Annotated in this window: 7 protein-coding genes and 2 tRNA genes; 6 read left to right on the top strand and 3 right to left on the bottom strand. The window is 29.9% G+C overall.

Going from position 1 to position 22,365, the window contains the following annotated elements; translation table 4 throughout:
* Positions 1-13: 13 nt before the first annotated feature.
* On the bottom strand, positions 14-598 hold the full coding sequence (locus tag IM807_RS01185) for an FMN-dependent NADH-azoreductase (RefSeq protein ID WP_196362757.1): 585 nt from the start codon (positions 596-598) through the stop codon (positions 14-16).
* A 148-nt stretch (positions 599-746) separates the two neighbouring features.
* On the opposite strand from IM807_RS01185, the gene IM807_RS01180 reads away from it, so the two are divergent.
* Genes IM807_RS01180 through metK form a run of 3 tightly spaced genes read left to right on the top strand, consistent with a single transcriptional unit; the run spans position 747 to position 10,840 of the window.
* A complete protein-coding gene (locus IM807_RS01180) occupies positions 747-8,696 on the top strand; it encodes an ABC transporter permease (RefSeq protein ID WP_196362756.1) in 7,950 nt (2,649 codons plus the stop codon).
* Positions 8,697-8,738: 42 nt separating this feature from the next.
* Positions 8,739-9,659, top strand: a complete 921-nt coding sequence (locus tag IM807_RS01175) for an ABC transporter ATP-binding protein (RefSeq protein WP_196362755.1) — start codon at positions 8,739-8,741, stop codon at positions 9,657-9,659.
* Positions 9,660-9,688: 29 nt separating this feature from the next.
* Positions 9,689-10,840, top strand: coding sequence for a methionine adenosyltransferase (gene metK, locus IM807_RS01170; protein WP_196362754.1), 1,152 nt, complete (start codon positions 9,689-9,691; stop codon positions 10,838-10,840).
* Positions 10,841-11,282: 442 nt separating this feature from the next.
* Here the strand turns inward: metK and IM807_RS01165 are convergent, their stop codons facing one another.
* On the bottom strand, positions 11,283-15,461 hold the full coding sequence (locus tag IM807_RS01165; protein WP_196362753.1) for a hypothetical protein: 4,179 nt from the start codon (positions 15,459-15,461) through the stop codon (positions 11,283-11,285).
* Between IM807_RS01165 and IM807_RS01160 the strand changes: the two genes are divergently transcribed.
* From IM807_RS01160 to IM807_RS01150, 3 genes are all read left to right on the top strand, one after another.
* Positions 15,414-18,704, top strand: coding sequence for a hypothetical protein (locus tag IM807_RS01160; protein ID WP_196362752.1), 3,291 nt, complete (start codon positions 15,414-15,416; stop codon positions 18,702-18,704). The two genes, IM807_RS01165 and IM807_RS01160, sit on opposite strands and share 48 nt — an antisense overlap.
* Positions 18,705-19,970: 1,266 nt before the next feature.
* Positions 19,971-20,054: transfer RNA gene (locus tag IM807_RS01155), tRNA-Tyr, on the top strand.
* A 4-nt stretch (positions 20,055-20,058) separates the two neighbouring features.
* Positions 20,059-20,133: transfer RNA gene (locus tag IM807_RS01150), tRNA-Gln, on the top strand.
* 420 nt (positions 20,134-20,553) lie between these two features.
* Here the strand turns inward: IM807_RS01150 and ptsP are convergent.
* On the bottom strand, positions 20,554-22,290 hold the full coding sequence (gene ptsP / locus IM807_RS01145; protein WP_196362751.1) for a phosphoenolpyruvate--protein phosphotransferase: 1,737 nt from the start codon (positions 22,288-22,290) through the stop codon (positions 20,554-20,556).
* Positions 22,291-22,365 lie beyond the last annotated feature (75 nt).

Genomic DNA, 22,365 nt, shown 5'->3' with positions numbered 1-22,365 from the left:
ATTTTCTTCCTTTTTAAAAAATTTTTGCCGCGTTTTCAATGTTTGCAAGTGTTTTTTGATCAAACTCATTATCCTTAAAACGGTGTGACTCTTCAATAATCAAGGGTGAATTGATTTTTTTTGCCCCTAAAAATTTAAAGGTTCCAGCAATAGTCTCAACTGGGCTTGGGTTCACAAAATCAGATTTTTTTGAGTGTGAACTTATGATAATTTGCACATTTTCAATGTTGTCAAGTAGACCAATAGCGCCGTCTTTTTTTGAATACTTATAAGAAAATGTTTTGTCAGCAAGGCAAACAGCATCAAAAAAATTCTTGATTTGCGCAGTATAGCCCCAATTGATTATTGGCGTAGAAATAATCACTTTTTTTGCGTTTTTCAGCTGATTTATTCAAAAATCAGCATTAACTTGTTGTCAAAAGTCAGAAAAATTTTCAGCATTGAGAGAAATTTTCCCAACTTTTTCATTATTAAGGTCAAACTTAAGGATTTTTGCATCATTATTAATTTTTTGGTAATTTTCAATAAAAATGTCAGCAACCCTGTTACAGGTTGATTTTTCACCCAAATGCGACTTAATGTATAAAATGTTAGTCATTTTTTCCTTTTTCCCTCTGTTGAACAAATCCAATTGCAGTAAAATTATATTACAAAATTCAACTTTGGCAAAAAAATGATAAAATTTTTTAATTTTGCATGATGCTAATATATAATTTATTGAATACTTTGAAAAGGTGGTTTGGATCATGAAAAATATTTTCAAACATATATTTGCGATGTTCCTAAAAACAAAGGTTATTTTTGTTGGTCTAATAACCCTTGTTTTTTTTACTGCCGGAGTCTTTACACTTTTATTTAGCACTAATCAAGCATACGTGAAGCGACTTGGTGAATACAAGCAATTTTCAAAATTACAAGATGCAACAATTAACACTGAGTTTAATTATTTTGGTAATGCCCAAAATAACGGTTATGACGCCCTAGATCCTGATGTTTATAAACCACTTGAAACCACAATTAGCAAAAGACAACTTGTAATTAATGACTCTTTTATCAGTCTTGATTCAATCTTAAATGGGACAAGTAACGCTAACAAATTTGTTTCAAGCGCTGATTTTGCGCGTGAATATTTTCTCAATGGAACCTTAAGTGAAAATAACAGTTTTACCTTGTCAAAACAAGTTTTTTTGCCAATTTATACTGAGCAAAATGGTAATTTTGAAAAGTCAAAACAAACCTATAACATCAAAAAAGATACAGAAATCGAATTAGATAGCGAAAATTACAAGGCAAATGACATTCTTATTTATTTTAAGCAAGGTGAGAAAACGCAAATTAGTTTTGTTAATTCCTTAATGATAAATGGTTTGACAAAAAAAGCTACCTTCGACCCTGTTTTAGGGGCAACTTGACAAAAGCAAGGGATTGGATTTGAACTTAAGGGGCAAGATCTTTTTGCACTTTTGGGAATCCAGCAAAAAGGGTCACAACTTGAAATTATTAGTAATTCTAGCACAAATTCTAGCAATTTAATTAATTTTAAAAATAATAACAATGATATTCAAATCACTTTTAATTCTAAAAAATTTAAACTCTCTAAAGATTTAAATTGAAATTCAGATTCTTTTCAAATTCTTGACCCAGGTCAAACCTATAAACTAAAACCACAATGAATTCGTGATCTTAGTACTAAAATTGAGTACATAAATCACCGTTACAAATTGAAGGAAGTAGAAAATAATCAAAATTTTACTGGTTTTATTAAGGAATATTTGCTTTATCTTAAAAAAAATAAGTCTTCTGAATTTAAATCTTTGGAAAATATTAATTATTGAGAAAAACGTGTAACCACAATTGATGGTGAAAATAGTTCAATTAGCTCAGCAGATCTATCTGTTTCTGACTTAACTGTGCCAATTTATTCAGCAAATGATCCAAATTCGACTCCTGTTTCTATTGCCCAAATTCAAAAACTTAATAACAATAATTTAGCGCTGATTACAAATGATGAATTAAGTAATTTGTCAAATTCAAATATCAAAAACCTAACTTTTCAGCAACTTTCACAAAATGTTCAAGAATACGCAAACTTGTATTTTTACCAGTATTTGCAAAATTACAAACAAAAAATTGGTAATAATGAAATTAATGTTGTTGATTCAATTGGAAGTCGACAAACTTTTACAATTGATGTTCAACAAGAAAATCAGGAATCAAATGCAAAAGAAAACGCAAAACAGGTGATTCACTTTGTTAATGCTGGAATTAGTCCAAAAGTTTTTAACACTATTAATTTTCAGGATCAAACCCAAACCCAAGAGCAACAACTTGGCCGTCTTTATCAGGAAATTCGTGATTTAGAAAATCACAAAATGAGTCGTTTATACCCTCAATCAGGACAAGTTTTGCAGAATATCAAAAATAAAATTCCTGAAATTTTCCAAGCAAAAATTATTGGCGAAGTCTTTGCAAGTTACGGAATTGACCCTAATTTTATTGATTTAAAAGTTGATTTTGGTGATGTTGAGTTTCAGGATGACAAAAAATTAGTTTATGAATATCATAGAAACAAAAAAATTGTTTTTCTTAAAAAAATTAAAACACAACAACCTAATTTAGGCTTTAATAGTATTCAAAACACTGATCTTCACGGAATTGTTGAACTACCAAATTACCAATTTGGCTATGTTTTCAAAAATTTTGCTGATAGAAATTGAATCCTTTTACCAAAAAACATTGTTAAAATTGCTGATAACAATCCCGTTTCACGAAAATCAAAAACATTAAGTCTTCTTGCTAATTTTCTTGAAAATAATAATTTTGAAATTGACGCAAAAATCGGTAAAAATGGTTGACTAAAGGAATTATCAAATTATTCTAATCGAAGAACAATTCCGTTAATTTATTACTGATTTTCAGCAAATGTGCAAAATGAAATTGACACACAAAAATCAGCACGATCACTTTTTTTTCAAATCGGCGATGCCATTAATCAATCTGCTTTAGTTGACAAAGAGTTTTTGTTAAAACCTGATGTTGATGCGCTTGTTAGCGCCCTTGCTGATGCTGCTGATGAAGTAAAATTAGTTGATGTTTTATCGTACAAATCAAAAAATTATAATTTTCTTGCTAATTTATTTATTAGAGCCTTTTACTTGCTTGTCAAAAACAATCGCCCCACAATTGTCAATGATATTTTAGCCAATTTCATTGACCAAATGATTCTTATAACTGAAAAATCAGGAAGCACCGATGAGGAAAGAAGTCTTTATTTAGTGAAACAAATTTTTGGACTAAATCCTTTATTTTCTGCTTTTGGTGTTAACATTATTGATCAAATCCAAAGCATTGCCACTCCTGAAATCCTCAGTAAAACAATTAAAAATCCAATTAAAATTCTTAATGGTCTAAAAAAAATTATTTACTCTATTAACTTTAGTCAATTCTTTGAAAAACTTAATACTTGATTTGAGAATATTAACATTCCAAATCAACCAAATTTGAAAAAATTGTTTTCAACAGCTGATTTAGTCAATGCTTTAATTCCGGCCATTGATCAACAAAGAGCAAAAATTGGGTTAGTTGATATCATCAACGAGATTAATTTTGACGCAATGTTTTCAGCAAAAGTTGATGAAAAAACAAATGGTTTTCTTGGCTTTCTAGTTAGACCAATTGTGAAAAAATTTGCCGCTGACAAACAACAGCAAATCATTAAAATTCTTAACAAATTAAATGGAAATCCACAAAAACCTTATTCAAATATTAATGAAGGTTTAACCGAACTTGTTTACAATTTTGATTTAACTGTTTTTGCCAAAAATCTAAAATTATTGACAAAAACAATTAACTCACAAGGTTATGATGATTATTTAAAACTAAATGAAAATCAAAAAAAATCATTAAAAAATGAGGTTTTTTTCCAAAAAACACAACTTGTTGGCCAAGATTATCTAACTAGTTTAGTGGCAACTTTGTTTAACACTGATAAAATTCGTCAAAATACAGTTAATTCACTTATTAAATTGATAAATGCTTCCTCAAAAGGTAAGGATTCTGGTAGTTCGCAAATTGGTTTGTACTACTTTTTGCCCGAAGTCGATGAAGAAAAAATTGACATTTATGATCTTCAATTCATTAGTGCAAACTGAAATTCAGCTAATCAAGATCCAAATTCAATTACCATTGGAAAAATTGACTTGATTGCAGAGTCAATTTTGACAAAAATTGCCGAAAATCCTGTTTTAAGCGTTAATGAATTAACAATGCAACAACGACTTTTCTTAAACAAATATTTGAAAGTTGTTGATTTATCGGATCTTGCAAAAATTAAAACTAAACTTGAAAATATTGTTGAAATTTTTAAAATTTTCAAATTTAAAAATTACGCAAAATCAGGTAATTTTTTAACAAATTTAAAACCTCCTGACTTAGAAAATTCAGCAATTTTTGCAAATCAAAATTCAATTGCTGATGTTTTATTCTACCTTACAAACTCAATTACTCAACCTGATACAAACGATGATCGACTTGCTTCAGCGCCAAGTTTGCGTCTAAAACCAATTTATATTTCAGCAAGTAGCGATTTAATTAGTGATTTACAGAAAAGTATTACTGAAAATCCCGACTTAATTATCAATCTTGCGCTCCGAAATTATCGTTTTTGAATTCGTTTTGTGGCTGAAAATAATCTTTCTAATTTTGATCTCCAACAAGCTTTTAATAAATTATTTAATGAAGCAACTTCTGGTTCGCTTGTAAATGACCTAAATAACACTAAATTATTAAACAGCATAGCAAACTTGGAAACTCAGGAAGGCTTATTTGATGGTTTGCCTGCGCCTTCAAGGTCAATTTTGGAACCTTATTTGACAAGTTTAGAGTTTCTAAAATCAAATACAAATTTCAAAAATTTGTTAAATGATCCTGTTTTTGACAAAGATTATTTGGACAAATTTGGCAATAAGCAAAAATTGAAAAATTGACTTGAAGAAAATAGCCGTCAATTAGTAGAAAATTTAGGATATTTAGCTTATTATTCCAAAAATTATCCTTTCAGTATCCGCTTTGATGAATCAGTTAAACACATCATGGAAAATTATCTTCTCAATGATCAATTTTCTGATTCAGCTTTCAAGAAAAATTTTATGCTTGATTTGGTTAATGAGTTTGCTAGTTCTAACCCTTTACTTGCAGGTTTAAATCTTGATTCGCTTGGACTTGGCTCATTTTTTTCTGCTCAACTTCCCCAAATTCCTCTCTGGTTTGCCTCAAACCCGCAAGCAAAATCAATTGAAAATAAGCAAGAAAATAATTTCAACCTCGCCTTTATTTTACAATCTCGTCTTCCGAAAATCAGTCAAATTAATGTAGAACCTTCAAAAGTTGAGGCTGAGTTTTTGAAATTTTTATCAGGAAATTCAGCTTCAAAAAAATCAGCTTTTGTTTTTGTTGATTCAATTAATGCTTTTTCACTTGATTATTATCAACTCAAATCAATTGCTAATAATCTTGCAAAAAAAGCTAAGGAATTTCCGGAATTTTTCGGGATCAACATTTCCAAGTTTTACAACAAATTCATTGAAAAAATCATCATCACCAGACTTTCAACTAATTCAATTAATTATGATGACAACCGTGCTTATGTTGTAAAAATCAACAAATCCTTTTTGGATGCGAACAAAAAAGAAATTTTTAATGGTAAAATCCCTGACAATGCAAGTGATATTGAAAAATTAATTGAACAATTGGACCAAAAATATGTTTTAAATGCCGGTGGATTAAAATATATAATTGTTGGTACTGATTTTACAATTGATTATTTGTATCCTGTAATTGATGAGAAAAATATTAATTTAGACCCTTCAAACCAAGCCCTTGCTTATGTTAATAAATTTGGTTTTGATAAGGCTCGCTATTCCTTTCGTTCTAATCCAGCTAAAAATTATTTGCTTGTAAAACTAAAACCTGGTACTGATTTAGAAAAATTCAAAAAAGAAACTGACGAATTAATTGCTAAAAATTTTGCTACAAACCATACACAAAGAACTTTTGGCGCTAGTGAAATCGACTTTTTGAATCCTGAAAGATCAATGCGAATTTCTGTTGGTACAAATATAATGTGAACTTTTTCGAATGTAAACCTTTATTTGACGCTATTTTTATCAGTCTTGGTTCTTTTTGCTGTTGCTTTCATTATCAAGCGTTACATTTCCACAAATAATAAAGTACTTGGAATTTTACGTGCTCAAGGTTACTCGCTTTTTGAAATCGCCTCTTCATTTCTTTCAGTAGGTCTTGTGATTTCACTAATTGGTGGTGGTCTGGGTTATTTAGTTGGTTTTTTTACAAAAATACCTTTAGTAAACCTAGTGTCCAAATTCTGAGAATTTGATGTTGATATTTTCAAATTTGAACCACTTTCCTTTGTTTTTTCAATAATTCTTCCATTTGCTGGACTTTCAATCCTAATTTATTTAGTGATTCTTTGAAATCTAAAACAAAAACCAAATCAATTATTATCAGGGATTACTGAGGTAAATTCATCAAAATTTGCCCAAAAAATTGGTAAGGTATTTTGAAAAACAGGAATTATCAACAAATTTTCAATTTCCCTTGTGATCAATTCAATTTGAAAAATTATTTCCCTTATTGTAGCAATTGTTGTCCTTCAATTTATCCTTATTTTTTCACTTTCATCACATAATATTTTCCAAAACACAATTAAAAATACTTATGAAAACCGTCATTATAATTACAAATTAAATCTTTATTCACCAACAAAAGAAGGTGGTCCGCTTGTTCCTTTTGATGCAAAAAAAATTGAAAAAAATCTTTATGTTCCTTTGGGTGAAGGTTCAGAAATTAACTTAAATTCACCAAATTATTTCCGCCCGGGATCAGCAATTATTCTAGGTAAACAAATTGAAGCTGACAAAAACAACTTAATTCAGAAAACACCAGTTGTACTTACACGTTCAGGTCTTAATTTAAAATTTAATGAACAAAATTCAACAACAATTTTTGATATTGTTCTTGCAAACTTGCCTGAATCCTTGCGAAATAATATTTTCGCAATTTCCAACAAAGTTGTTGCCCAAATGGAAAAAGCACAAAATATTCCTGAAAAAATCAAACAAAAACAATCTTATTTTAAATATCTAGTTGATTCAAATGACCCAAATCAAGGTCGTTTTTGGTACTATAAATATGATCTAGAAAAAAATGAATACCGTGCTTCTGAAGTTTCAATTGTTGGTAATGACAAAAATCGTGATGCTTATCGCAAATTTTTAGTTGAATCCTATTTGAACCCAGAAATAAGCGATGATTTCACCGTTTCCTTCTCTGGTGTTGCTTTTAAACCTGATTCTGGTGAAAATCTCCCTAAAAATCAAGTTTATACTTATATTAGCACAAATTATGTCAATGGCAGTGACATTGAAAACGGACTTAAAATTTACGGTTATAATACCCAAAAAGTTGCAAATCCGATCTTTCAAGTTGTTGATAGTTCAGGCAACAATCTTTTGGAAGCCATCAGCAAATTCCAAGTGGAAAATGAGGTTTACCCCCTTGTTGTCAATTATGTTTTTGCTAAAAAACATAATCTTGGTATTGATTCTGTAATTGAACTCCCAATTTTGAATAATATTAATCGCTTTGAAAATAAAATTCGTGGCAAACCAACTAAAACAGCAAAATTCAAAATCATTGGTATTTCTAACACTTTCATTAATTCTGAACTAATTACTTCACAAAATTTTGCCAATAAACTTTTAGGTCTTGATCTTTTTGACCAGAATTTAGCCGAATATAACTTAAAACCTTTCAACGGAATAATTCTTTCTTCACCAAAAATTGACCAAATTCTTACCTCCTTTAGTCTTTATTCACCTTCTGGTTACTGAGCTGGAAGCTCCGAAATTAAGGTTGAATCACTTAATCAAGATGACACAACCGGGTTTTTTGCAAATATTTTTGCTTTTAGCGAAAATAAAAACGACCCAAATCAAGGTGCTTTACAAATTAGCGGCTTTTCAAAAGCAGAAATTATTAAAATTATCAACTGGAACAGTCCCCAAAATTCCAAAAAATGACTTGATACTTCATCACCAATGGACTTTAAAACATTGACAAACCCTTCGTTTGTAAACCAAAATATTCCTTTGATGCAAAAAGCTTTATCAAATTTCAACGAAATTTATGGCGACACAATTTATCAAATTGTCACTCAAGGAGTTGAAGCCAAAAATATTGAAACTAATTTCATCTCCAATTTTTCTTCACTTTTTGAAGCCGGAATTAATATGATTGTAATTATTTTTCTTGTTGTTGCCCTAATTATTTTATTAATAATTGCTTCCTCAATTATTAACGAAAACCAACAAAACATTGCTATTTTAGATGTCCTTGGTTATTCTAATAAAGTCAAAATTCGCCTGTTTTATGGTATTTATCTACCCGTTGTTGCCATTGGTTCAATAATTTCTGTGCCCCTTGTAATGATTTTAATGTCAGTTTTCAACTCTTATGTTTTGTCAGCAAATTCAATTTACTTGGCACTTGGGCTTTCTGCCCCGGTTTTCTTTGGCGCTTTAGTCATTGTTAGTGTTGTTTTTGTTATTGTCCTAGCAGTTTTATGGTACTTTTTAACTAAACGCAAATCAGTTTACATAATTAAGGAAAAGACTTAGTTATAATTTGTCAAAATTGACTTAGATAAGAAAGGATTAAAAATGCTATTTCACTTTTTTTCAAAAAGCAAAAGAATTCAAAAACAAAACCAAGCCATGCAAATGATCAAGCAAAACTCACAAGGTAATTTTACAAACAAAGAACTAAAACTAATTCGCTGAGCAAATGATAATCCGCGAGTAAAAGTTGGTAAAATTGACAATTTAAATACAGTAGGTTCAATTATTGATTTCAAAAATGTTTCAAAATATTACCTTTTTGGCTCAGTTGTCACTAAGGTTTTTTCTGATATCAATTTTAGTGTTAATCAAGGTGATTTTGCAATTCTAAGTGGAAAATCTGGGTCAGGTAAATCAACGATTCTTAACTTAATGTCCGGCTTGGACCGCGCTACTGAAGGTGACATTATTGTTGACAAAATCAATTTAGGTTATCTAAGTAACGGCGAATTAACAAAATTCCGCCGTGAAAATGTTTCCTTTATTTTTCAGTCTTACAATCTTTTAGGAAACATTAATGGCTATGACAATGTTCAAGTGGGTGCATATTTGCAAAAAAACAAAGCAAAAATTCTTGATATTCAGCAACTTTTTCGTGAATTTGAACTCGATGAAATTAAGTTCAAATTCCCCTCACAAATGTCTGGGGGTCAGCAACAACGAATCTCCATTTTACGTGCACTTGTTAAAAACGCAAAAATTATTTTTGCTGATGAACCAACAGGCGCACTTGATGAAAATAATACTAATATTGTCCTTAAAACACTCAAATATATCAACCATAAATATAAAACAACGATTGTAATGGTTTCGCATGATCCTGCTGTTGAACCACTTGCTGATCTGATTATTAAATTGCAAAATGGTTCTTTGACCACAAAAAGACAAAAATCATTAACTTTTGATGAATTTTTTGCCCAAAAAAAAGCAAAAAATTCATCAAAAACTCCTGAGAATAATTAGTTTAAAAACTAAAAGGAAATAAAAAAATAATGCAAGGCAAATCAATTAGTAAAATTTCTGTTGCTGAATCAGTTGGCAAGGGTCACCCTGATAAAATTTGTGACCAAATTAGTGATGCAATTCTTGATGCAATTCTTCTGCAGGACAAAAATGCTCGTGTCGCAATCGAAACAATGGCATCAAACCATTTAATTATTATTGGCGGCGAACTTTCAACTTCAGGTTATGTTGACTTGATCAAAATTGCTTGAAAAATTCTTTTTGAAATTGGCTACAGTGAAAATGATTTTACCATTATTTCCAATGTAAATCGACAATCAAGTGATATTAGCGCTCTTGTTGATCAAAAATCTGGAAAAATTGGCGCCGGTGACCAAGGAATTGTTTATGGTTTCGCTACCAATGAGTGTCCAAATTTCATGCCTTTAGCACAAAATTTAGCAAACCTTTTAGTACAAAAAGCCGAAAAATATCGTCTTGAAGGTAAATTCAAAAATGCCCTTGCTGACATGAAAGCACAAGTTGAAATTCATTACATTAATAACCAACCAAAACTCAAGCGGACAATAATGTCAATTCAACACAAAAGCGATTTTAATCGTACTGATTTTGTCGATTTTGTAATCAATAAAATCATGATCCCTAGTGCAAAAGAGTATAATTTAAACCTTGATTTTGAAAAATTAGTTAACAAATCAGGCGATTTTACAATTGGTGGCCCTATTGGTGATACTGGCCTTACTGGTCGCAAAATCATAGTTGATTCCTATGGTGATGCTGCCCGTCATGGCGGCGGCGCTTTCAGCGGCAAAGATTACACAAAAGTTGACCGTACGGGTGCCTATGTGGCACGTTGAATTGCCAAAAATCTTGTTGCTGCCGGAATTGCTGATGAAATTGAATTACAACTTAGTTTTGTAATTGGTCATGAAGCGCCGCTTTCAATTAGTGTTGGCAAACGAAAAAACTCAAGGCTTTCTGATACGCAAATAATAAAAGTAATTAAAGAAAACTTTGATTTACGACTTGGAAGTTTAATTTCTGAACTTGAATTGTGAAAACCAATTTACGCAAATCTTGCTGTTTATGGACATTTTGGCCGCCAGGATTTGATTCTTCCCTGAGAAAAATTAAACTATGTAGAAAAAATTAAGAAATTTGTTGCAACTCCTAAAATTTAATTTTCAAAGAACAAATAACAATTTTTCTTAACATATTTATATTAAGAAAAATTTGAAAAAAATTAAAAAAGTGGAAAAATTTAGGAAAAATCATTTGATTTTCCGTTCCACTTTTTTATTATGAGTAATGAAATCAGAAAACTCTGTTTTCTGCTATTGAATTTTTAATTTTATCTGATTTAACAAAAAAACTTACTATTAATGGAATCAATTCTTAATTACAAACTTGAGAAGGCCTTGATAATTTGCCCACTCCTGAACAATAGAACTTACATGATCTGGATTTTTTGATCATAAATAAATTAGTTGAGGAAAAATTATTTTTTATGCTTCTAATAATTTTGCAAATTTAAGATATTTACTTGCAAATCTTTGATTTTATCATCATTTAACTAAGAAAGTTATTTTGATATTTAAGAGCAATTAATTTTTTATTCAATTATTAATATGTAAGTCTGAATCATGCATTTTTATTTGAAACTCATGGAACAAAGTATGGATTATCAGCATCAACTTGTAAACCATTATAACCTTTCACAGGAAAAAGGTATCTTTTAGTTTGTCCATCTGAATAATATTGTTCATATTGTTCATTTTCAACATATTTGTTGTTGCCTACAAAAACTTTTAAAAAATTATTTTTTGTAAAGTCTGGCGGTAAATATGGGAAAACAAGTAGACCCATAAAATTTAGATTTGTACCAGGTTTTGGTAGTTCATTTTCTGACCAATTTAATGGCGCTAAATTGATTCAAAGTGTTTGATCATCGACATTAATATCATCTTGTAATTTAATTGGATTACCATTTTTATTACCAAATAAATAAATTTTTCCAGTTTGGTCAATAAATGTTGCATACGAAACTGTTGGCATAATTTCTTGGATTTTGACACCCTTTTTAATTGAATTACTAGAATTATTAAATTGAATTTTAAGTAATTTTTCATTAGGTTGGTATTCTACATCTTTTATGCCAAATGGAACACGTGTTTGTTTTCCAAATAAATCATCAAGAAAATTACTTATTGTTCTATTTGCATAAGCTGTACCATAAACTTGTTCGGCAATATTATTTTCTGCTTTAACAGGGTTTTGCTGATCACTTAGGGTCTTTATTGGTCCTGTAGGTCCAATAAAGAAAGTTTTAGAATAATTAATACTGTCTCTTCCATTATTAAAATTATGATTAATTTTTTCAAATAACGATCTTCCAAAGGCGTCAACAACTAAATTTGGCTGCGTTCTTTTATCATATTGTCTAATTTCAGAACCATGTCAAACATTTCCACTAGGATTTGCCCAGAAATTACCTCAATAAGGGTCTTCTTTTTTAATAATTGGCGAAGTCATAAATGTTAAATTAATATTTTTTGATAAAGAAGGAATAAGCGGTTGAAAGATATCATTATTTTGGCTTCCATTTTGAATAGCGCCACTTAAAAATTTAGGAAAAATATTAATTATTTTTGATGAAAATGAATCAGGGGTTCTCCAATAATAAGTAATAATTAAGCCAATTTTTACTGTTTTCGAACTAGAATTTACATCAACCTTTGCAAGTCTTAAAGTGTAAAATTTATCATTTGATTCATTTATCTTCAATTGAGTTTTTGGTTCTAATGATTTTGGAATTTCACCAATTAGATCCACATAAGTTTTATTAGGGTCATTTATGAGCTGTCCAAATGGATTTTTAAGATCATATTCATACCCTCTAACATCAAAATCAAGGTTATAATGGGAAGAATTGCTAGCTGTTCACTGGTTTTTTGGAACTGAATTAAAATAACCATCGGTGTCATTTGATGAATCAACTTTATATTTATTAATTTTTGTTGGTGATTCACTTGGGTTTTTAATTATGTCTGCTTGGCTGTCAAAAAAGATTTTTGATGATAACTCTATTCAACTAGTAAGGTCATCTTTTCCGCTTGTTTTAGCATTTTCAAATCTGTTTTTTAAAACATTCAACAACCCTTTTGGATCCTCAAATTCCATTTCAATATAAGCGCCAATTTGGTTTAAAGGCTTAATTTCAGATTTTTTCAATAAAATTCGGTTGGTATACTTGGCAAAATCAGTTAATTCTAATGTTTCAATACCAGAAACCTTGTTTCTTTGATTTGAAGTTGAATTTTGATATGCTTCTTCTTTTTCATTTCTATTATCTGTTTGATTTGTATCTAATTTGGTGATTAATTTTGCAAATTGAGATTGACTTCGATTATTATTATCTTTAAAATATTTATATTGAATTGCAACTCTCATTTTATAGTATTTTAATCAAGATGCATCACCTTTTAGAGTGAAGGCAAAATAACGTCTATAAGGATGTTGTCTCCTAATAGAAACAGCATTGGTACTAGATTGATTTTCCTGATTTTTAAAATCAAAATACGCTTTTATTTTTTCAAGTTCTTCTTGTCTTGCCTCAAGCTTTTGTTTTCTTTCCTCAATTGCTTGCTTGATTTTACTACTCTCTGATCTTAGTTGTTGCTCAAACTGTGTTCTATAATTAGAATTGGCAAGTTTTTTTATTAAACTTATTCGCTCAGCATCACGGATAGAAAAGTTATCGATTTCACCATCAATTATTTTAATTTGTTCTTCTATCTTTTCTCTATATACTAGAATTCTTTGCAATTCAGGATCTTCATTATATTGAAATTCTGGAGCATCTAATTCCCGTGGGTTAAACAAAACAACGCCGTTTGAACTAGCACTTTCAGGTTCATATTTGGCTACTTGTTCCCATGAAGAAGCATCAGTTGCATCATTATTCTTGTTTTTATCAGTTGTTCCTTCAAGAATTAATTTTCAATCTTTAATTGATGATTCATCAATTGCTCGATAGGGATCATCAAAGGCAAAGTAAATATGTTGTTCAAAAGTGTCATCTAGCCCTTGTTTATTGTAAAAATTAGAAATTTTTACTTCTTTTAATGGCGGTTGGGCCAACTGGGTTGTAAATTTTAATTGATCATCTTTTTTATTTGTTGCTCCCTGATCAAGATTAAGTGTAATTCCATCAGTTCTTGAGCTAATTTGTGTAATTTTATAAGTGGTTGAAGGATAAAGATTAAAATCAGAATTTGAATCAGTTACCGGTTTTGCTTTTAAACTAGCAACAAGTGATTTTTTAACTTTATCATATTTAACATTAAATTCATAATTTCTTTCTTTATTATTATCACCAGATGTTAGATCTTTTCCATCTGGACCAACAGGTTTAAATTTGACCATTATTTTTTTCTTATCCAAACTTCACATTGAAACAGGATCAAGATTTAAATCCAGAGTTTCAGGCAGATATTCTGAACCAGATTGACCACCTGAAGGAGTTCTTTGTTTTTGAGTCAAAATTATACTTTCGGGCGAAAGTACAGAAAACGTGGTTTTAAATGTTTTTTCGGTTGCACTTGCATTTGTTTGTGAAGTGCCACTACTTTGCGCTAATTTTAATTTATATTGTTTTTCACCAAACGGGATTTCAAGATCTTGACCCTGTAATTTAAGGATTTTATATTCAACATTGGGAATAAGATCTTTAAGATCATATTCAATTTCAAATTTTGACTTATTTTTTTCTTCTAACCTTGTAACATATGAAGTTGTTACTAAACTAATAGGGATTTTGTTTTGTGTTTGTTTTTTTGGATCTGGTTGGATTGATAAAACAATGGGATTTTTAACTATTTTATCAAAATTTCTAGAATCACCTTTTATTTTGATTTTTAATTTAGCTGAAGTATCAGTTAAATTATTTACAATTACTGATTCAATTACTGGGGGAATCACAACATCTGTTTCTAATTTGGGCGCATAATCCAAATTATATTGTCTTTCGGGCACTTCGATTTTAATGTCTTCAGGTGATTTGCCTTTAAGATTGGTTACTTGATCAACTTCTTTTATTTTAAATTCAAAAGCAATTTTGCTTCCAGGTTGGATTTGATTTTGATTTTTTAAATTAATTTCAACCTTATAAGGTGTTGCCGGTTTTGTGTTATCTTCTCTAACTGCTGCATTTGTAATTGTTGTTATGTTAGTCCCTTTATTTTTATCCTTAATTTTAATTTCAAATTTAGATTTATTTAATCAAGAATCATCCTTGTCAAAATAAAATTTGATTTTACCAAAAACTCTTGAACCATCTTCAGAAATTGTTTCTTGTTTTCCGCGACCAGACGAAGTTTGTATATCACCCGTTCTTAGATTTTCAACTTCTAAGTCAGACAGATAAATTTTTTGCGCTACAGGCGTGAAATTTACATTAGCTGTTCCAGCAGAAGCAGCAACAAAAGGATCAATTTTTTCACCACCAATTTCAAAATTGGTGATTTTATAGGTGTGAAATCTATCCAAATTATTTAATTTAAAAGTAATTTTTCCATTACTTGAATCATACGGATTTTCTGATATAAAAGTAACTTCTTTTTGTTGTGATTGTGTTGAAGAACTTTCAGCAGGGGCAATAGTAATAGTTGCATAACTAGAAGGAATTTGTAAAAATTTATTATTAAAATTAAATTCTAAAGTTGCTGATTTTCCATCAGCATTTTCATCGTCGTCTTGTTTAAAGAAAGTGATCAAAATAATTTTGCTGTGCGTTTGCCACAAAGATTAACAGTCACACCTCCAAGAGATAATAGTACTATTGAATTAAAAACAGCAAATGCTGTCAAAGCAATTCAGTATGAAGCAGTTTCAGAAGGTCAAACCGATGTTACTGTTGAATTTTACAATAATAATGGTGAACTAAATAATCAGCAAATAGAGCTAAAAGCTAAACTTAATGAAACTTTTGGAAACAAATATATACCTTCAAGCTGGAGTAGTTCAAAAAATGTAAAAGCTGAAGCCCAACTAACAGCAGCTTCACAAGGCGTTTCAACTGTTAAATTTTCAGTAAATAAAGATCTTAAAAAAGCAAAGCAATATATAATTGAAGAAATTAAAAACAAACAGTCGCAACAAAAAATCGAATTTGACACCCCAATTAAAAATGAAAATGCACTTCAACGAAAATTTTATTCAAAAGCTGAAAATGCAAAATTAGTTGAAACGCAAATATCCAATGTGACAACTGATTCTGCTGAAATTAAATTAGTATTTGACAAAGATGATGCTTTCCTAAAAGATGATCTTGTTACCCTTTATCTTGAAAAAACTGACCAATCTCAATCGATTGGTTCAACAACAACTATTAGAACTTCGACCCAATCTGGAGATGGAAGAGGGAGAGGTGCTCAGCAGCAACAAGAGCAACTTGAAGCTACTTTTAGATTTAATAATGTTCTTGAACCAGGGCGAAAATACACAATTAAAGCGCTGACTTCCAAAACTGTTGATCTAAAAATTGATGAAAAATCAAAAGTAAAAAATCCTAATCTGACTTCTGGATGGAAAACTGCTGCTAAACTCCGCAAAAAACGTTCTACTAGTTCTAGTTCTGTCACCCTTGATTTTATTACACAGCCACTTATTAGTAATATTGAAGCAAAACAAATTGATGATGATTCAGCAACAATCAAACTAGAAGGATGGACAAAAGACCTGAATGATGCAGGTTTAACACCTAAATTCACTGCAACTAAACAACAACAACAACCAAATAATGGTCAAAAAAAATCAAATCAATGCACAGGTTCAAGTCAAAGTTGCCTTGAATTTAAATTTAGTGGTCTTGAGCAATACACTGAATACAAAGATTTAACTTTGAAAATTGAAAAATCCTCATCATCTTCGGGTGGTGGCAATCAAAGTCAACAAAACGCTCCTTTACAAGATCTTACAGTAGAATTTGTCCCAGAAATTCAATCAGGGGCAAAACAGTTTTTGCGTAAGTTTCGGACAACAGCAAAGAATTTAAGCCTTGCTACTGCTAACCCCGTAACATTAAAACCCCTTTCTACTTCAAGTGTAAATATTGAAATTGAATTAAAAGATGAAAAGCAAGCTAGTTCAATTGCTGATGTTCCTTTTGTACTAAAATATAAAAAGATTTTTCCAACTGTTTTTGCTGAAAGTATTGAAAATACTTCACTTCCTGTTTTAATAAATACAAAAACCAAAAAATTAACTTTTAATATTTCAAATCTTGATCCGGGTGCTATTTATGAAGTAACTAGTGCTGAGCCTCTTGATAGTGCAGTTAAAGAAAATCATAAAATAAGTGGTCTTAAACCAACTGAAGAATTACTTAAATTTCTTAAAGATGTTGAAGGATTACCTATTAATAAAAGTAGTCCTGATAAAATCTATTTTGCTCCTTTGAACATTCCAGTAAAACTTGAAAGTGGATGGTCACATCCAATCAGATATGATTATTATGAAGGTGAACAAATTTACATTAAATTCAACAAGGAAGCAGCAACAGCAATTAATATTGACTGGTTAAAAAATAACCTGAAATTAGAATTAATTCCTCATCATAGCTATAGTAGTAGTAGTATTATTAGTAATAATACTACAGATTTTCAAAGTGAAGCTACTCAGGGTTATTCACCTTTGCGAGTTGAACGTGAAATCACTAAATTCAAGCGCTATCTTACCATTTCTGATTTAAAATGGGATCCTGAAACTGTAACAGCAAGTTTAAAAATACAACCCACAAATTTAAAATCCATAATTGGGGCACAAGTTAAAATAACAATTAAAAATGTAAATAATTACCATCTTGATCCAACAAAAGAATGCTCAACTTCACAATCAGGTTCACAACAACAACAACAACAACAATCAATTACATTTAGATTAACAAGTCAAGCCGCAATTGTAACGCCAATAAATGTTGATTATATGAACCCAGGACTTATGGGATTTACTTATGCAATTTATGATCCAAACGGGTTGATTCAACCAACTGGAAAAGAATATAATCCTTTTGGTGAATTTCCACACTTAACCCCTTATAAGGAACAAGATTGGCTAAAAGTAATTGTTAATAACGGGGAGGATAAAAGTGAAAAAGATAGAAGATTGGATAAACCTGATAATCAAGTTAATAATGGTAATGGATGATTGCAAGCATTACAAACTGTAAAAATTCCAGGCCCACCAGTTGCAGTTAGAACAAAAACTAATCTTGAAAAGAGTATTAAATACTTAACTCTTTATTGAAGAATTAATTCAAATACGGAAAGTTTTCGTGTGCCAAGTTCGCTTGAAAGTAATGAAAAACTTTGGTACCCAGCAGGGAAAATTATTCATTTGCCAATTTCCTTGCAATTTAAAACAAAATCACAGGATTCAAATGAAAATCTTTATTCTTTTGTTGCCAAATCACCTTATGGAACCCCTGGCTTTATTATGCCTTATTCACGATCAGAAAATCCGCATGATGCAGATTCTATTGTTTGGGAAGGATCAAAATATCAAAACTTTCTCAGATCAGGCGAAAAACAACTGATCCCCCGTATTATTAAATTTGAAAAAAATGTCTCAAAAGTATTTTGGTCAGCTCCTTCTTATGCAGAATGAACAACAAATGATAGTGTACTAAATAGTGTTTTTTTTCTAAATAGGAAAAACCCAGTACTTCAAAATAGAAATACCAGTAAATGAGTAATTGAAACTGGTTTAAAAGGAACTTATGGAACAACATATAGTGGTCATAGGTGAAATGTTATTTACATTGATAATAAAGAGACAAATAATAAATATCCTACTGTGCAAAAAGCGCAACATAGTTGAGATTATTATCATCAAGAACAAAGAATAGATAATTTTTCCAATCAACCTGACAAATCTTCTTGAATTGTTTCAATGTCAAATGAATCAGGATCTCCGATTCTTTATGATCCAATTAACTATTATGAAATGTTAGGACCATTTCAACCACCTGAACTTCCAGAACAATAAGATACTAAAAAAATTATTGTAGATTTATAACATAAAATTTTTAGATTTAAATTTATTACCAGAATAAACGAAAATACAACATTAACTGATTTAAACAAATTATCTACAAATAAATAAGTTGATTTTGCTATTATAAATTTAACATGAAGATGTACTATCATAATTGTTAAATAAAAGTATTAACAAAATTTTTTAAATTATTTTTGGTATAACCACTATTACAACAACATTTATATTGCTTTTTTGCATTTGTTTCACTATTAACTTTAAGCACTAATGTTGATTTTTTAAGATTCCCATATTTTAAAATTTTTAATAGTTATTTTATTATGCTTCCTTTTGAAATATCTACTTATTTAATTTTTTATTTTTCTTATTCGTATTTTTGTACATTTTTACAGAAAATTTTTCAACTTTATTTAACAAAAAAAGTTAAGCAAAATCTCGGTCAGCTAAATATTGAAAATAAATTTGATTTCCTAACTCACTTCGATTACGATAAGTATTATAGGTTTATTTTAACAGAAAAAACTTATTCTAGGACTGGCGTAACTAAAAATGATCGAAATGACCCTAATAAAATAGTAACCAATATTCTCACAATATTTGATAGTAAAGTTGCTTTAATCTTTGTTGGTAGAATTTTTTTAAATATTATGCACAAATAGTTTTGCAAATTTTTTATTTAATAGCGAATATCATACATTAAAAATTAATCAAAAACATTGGAAAATTTTGCTTTTTATTCATTTTATATATTTTATTTTTAATTTGATTAGGTGTCGATCATTTTACTGGCGGGAGAATAGCAAATCTTGAATTTCAAAAGACTTGCACTTATTTTTACTTATTATCATTTTCTGCAACTCTGTTTTTTTTATGATTTTGTGTTTTTTAAAACCTTTAATGCATTATATCATTTTAACAAACATGTCTTAATGTATCTGAAAATGATACTAAATTAGTATCAATTCATAGTAGTCTTTGATTTTAACTAATTTATCAATTATTTTGTTAGGAATTTATTTTAATTCTGCACATATGATTATTGTTTTAGTAACTATTAAAGCACAAATCACTTATTTATAAATGATTTGTGCGTTTTTATTATTGTAAAGATTGATTATTTATCCTTGAAATCACAGTTTAAAAATTCTAAATTAAATAAAAAACAATTAGTAAATTTTACAAGCCATCTCTTTGAAGCAAAAAAAAAAAAAATCTTACTTTTTTTGAAAAATTATGGTAAAATATATTTGGTTTCATGGGGGGTTTGCAGAGCGGCCAAATGCGGGTGGCTGTAACCCACTTTCTTCGGATTCGGGGGTTCGAATCCCTCACCCCCCACCATTTTTGCCCCATAGCCAAGCGGTAAGGCAACGGTTTTTGGTACCGTCATGCGTTAGTTCGAATCTAACTGGGGCAGCCATATGTTTATCACCATTTGTAAAATTAGCCTTGATTTTAATTAAAATCAAGGCTAATTTTCTTACTTGATGAATTTAAAATTAAGCTATTAAAAAGCAAATTGGTTTGTTTTAATTTTATTAGATTTTTAACTATTTTTTAATTCAAAATATTGATTTATAAAAGTTTTGGTGATTTTGGTTCAAACTCAAAGTTTACCATTTTGATTTTAGCAGCTGATTTAGTAATTATTTTTTATTTTTTTAAAATTTAAAAAAAGAATTTTAAAAAAATAAAAAACCCGCCAAAGGCGGGAAATTCGGCACATATCATAAAAAAACAAATAACACGGCCTTATTTTTGTGCAACAATTTCTTATTAGAGTAAAATATAATTAATTATGCAATACAAGTTATAACATTTTTCAAAAAAAAAAAAAAAATTAATTATGTCTAATTAAATCTAGTGATTCGAGGTATTTGACAACCTCGTCTTCACTTTCAAATTCAAGCACTTTGTTAGCAATTTTTTCCATTTTATTGAATTCAAGTTCAGAAATCATCTTCTTTACCTTCAAAATACTGCTAGCAGAAACAGAAAATTCATCTAAACCAAGTCCAAGTAACAACGGAATTGCGTTCACGTCACCAGCCATTTCACCACACATTCCTACTCATTTTTTGTGTTTGTGGGCTGAATCAATTGTCATTTTAATCAATTTTAACAAACCAGGATTGAGTGTTTGGTAAAGATAGGAAACTCTTTCGTTCATTCTGTCAGCAGCAAATGAATACTGAATTAAATCATTAGTGCCAATTGAAAAAAAGTCAACATGTCTTGCAAATTGTTCAGACATAACAGCTGCAACTGGAATTTCGATCATTATACCAATCTTAATTTCATTCCGCTTTGCAATTTTTGTATTTTTTGCTGCGATTTCTTGATAAACTTCTTCAAAAATTTTCTTTGCAGCAAAAAATTCATCTAAAGTTGCTACCATAGGAAACATAATTGCTAAATTCCCGAACTCAGAAGCGCGTACAAGCGCTCTTAGTTGGGTTTTAAAAATTTCCACTTTATCAAGTGAAAGTCTAATTGCGCGATAACCCAAAAAGGGGTTCATTTCCTTTGCGAAATTATAATAGCTTAATGTTTTATCGCCGCCGATATCCAAAGTACGCACAACTACTTTTTTGGGTTTTTGATTCTCAAGAACTGCCTTGTAACTCTGAAATTGCTCTTCTTCACTTGGCCAGTTTTGGTTGTCCATGTACAAAAATTCACTGCGAAAAAGACCGATTTCATCAGCATTTACTTTTTTAGCAGCATGAGAATCATCGACTGAACCAATATTGGCAGCAATTACGACTTTTTTGTTATCAGCTGTGATTGACTCTTTGGTTAAAAAAGCTTGTAATTTTTGTTGTTCAAGGACAAATTTTTCCTTTTGACTTTGAAAATCAGCAATTTCTACTTGGCTTGGATTGATAATCCCCTCGCCAGAGTCACCATTGATCGCCAAAATATCACCTGTTTCTACTTTTTCAAGAATATCACCAATTCCTAAAACTGCTGGAATTTCTAGGCTGCGAGCCATAATTGCTGAATGAGAAGTTTTTGAACCAATATTGGTAGCAAAACCCTTAACAAAATGGTTTAACTGCGCAGTATCAGAGGGTTTTAAATCATCAGCAACAATTATCACATCTGAATCAATTGTTGTAAGATCAACAATATTGAGATTCAAAATGTTTTTAATAATTCTTTGGGATGCATCTTTAATATCAGCGCATCTTGCCATTAAATATTCATCACCTGTTTCAAGCAAAACATTACTGTGATTTTTAGCAGTTTCTTTTAAAGAATAAGCAGCGCTGAAACCTTGTTTTATTAATTCAATTGCATCCTCCTCCAAAACAGGGTCAGTTGCAATTGAAATATGTGCATCAAGAATTTCTAATTCATCACTTGATAATTTTGTTGCTAACTTTTTGATTTTCTCGATTTGGGTAACTGATTTGGCAATTCCGTTGCGAAGAATTGCAATTTCAGCGTCAATGTTACTAATTTTTGTATCACTAATTTCAATTTTTTGCTCAACTAACTTGAAAACTTTAGCAATAGCAATACCACTTGAAGCGCCAATTCCCTTAAATTTGTGAGAAACTAATTTTGGCATTTTTGCCCCCTTCCTTTTTCAATTTTTGGCTTTTCCATTAAATTATAATTTATTTTACTGCGAAAAAAGAAAAAA

The organism is Mycoplasma sp. 'Moose RK' (genome assembly GCF_015708155.1).
Classification (GTDB): Bacteria; Bacillota_I; Bacilli_A; order Mycoplasmatales; family Metamycoplasmataceae; genus Mesomycoplasma.
The sequence above is the reverse complement of the archived record's forward strand: the minus strand, read 5'-3'. Positions and strand labels throughout refer to the sequence as shown.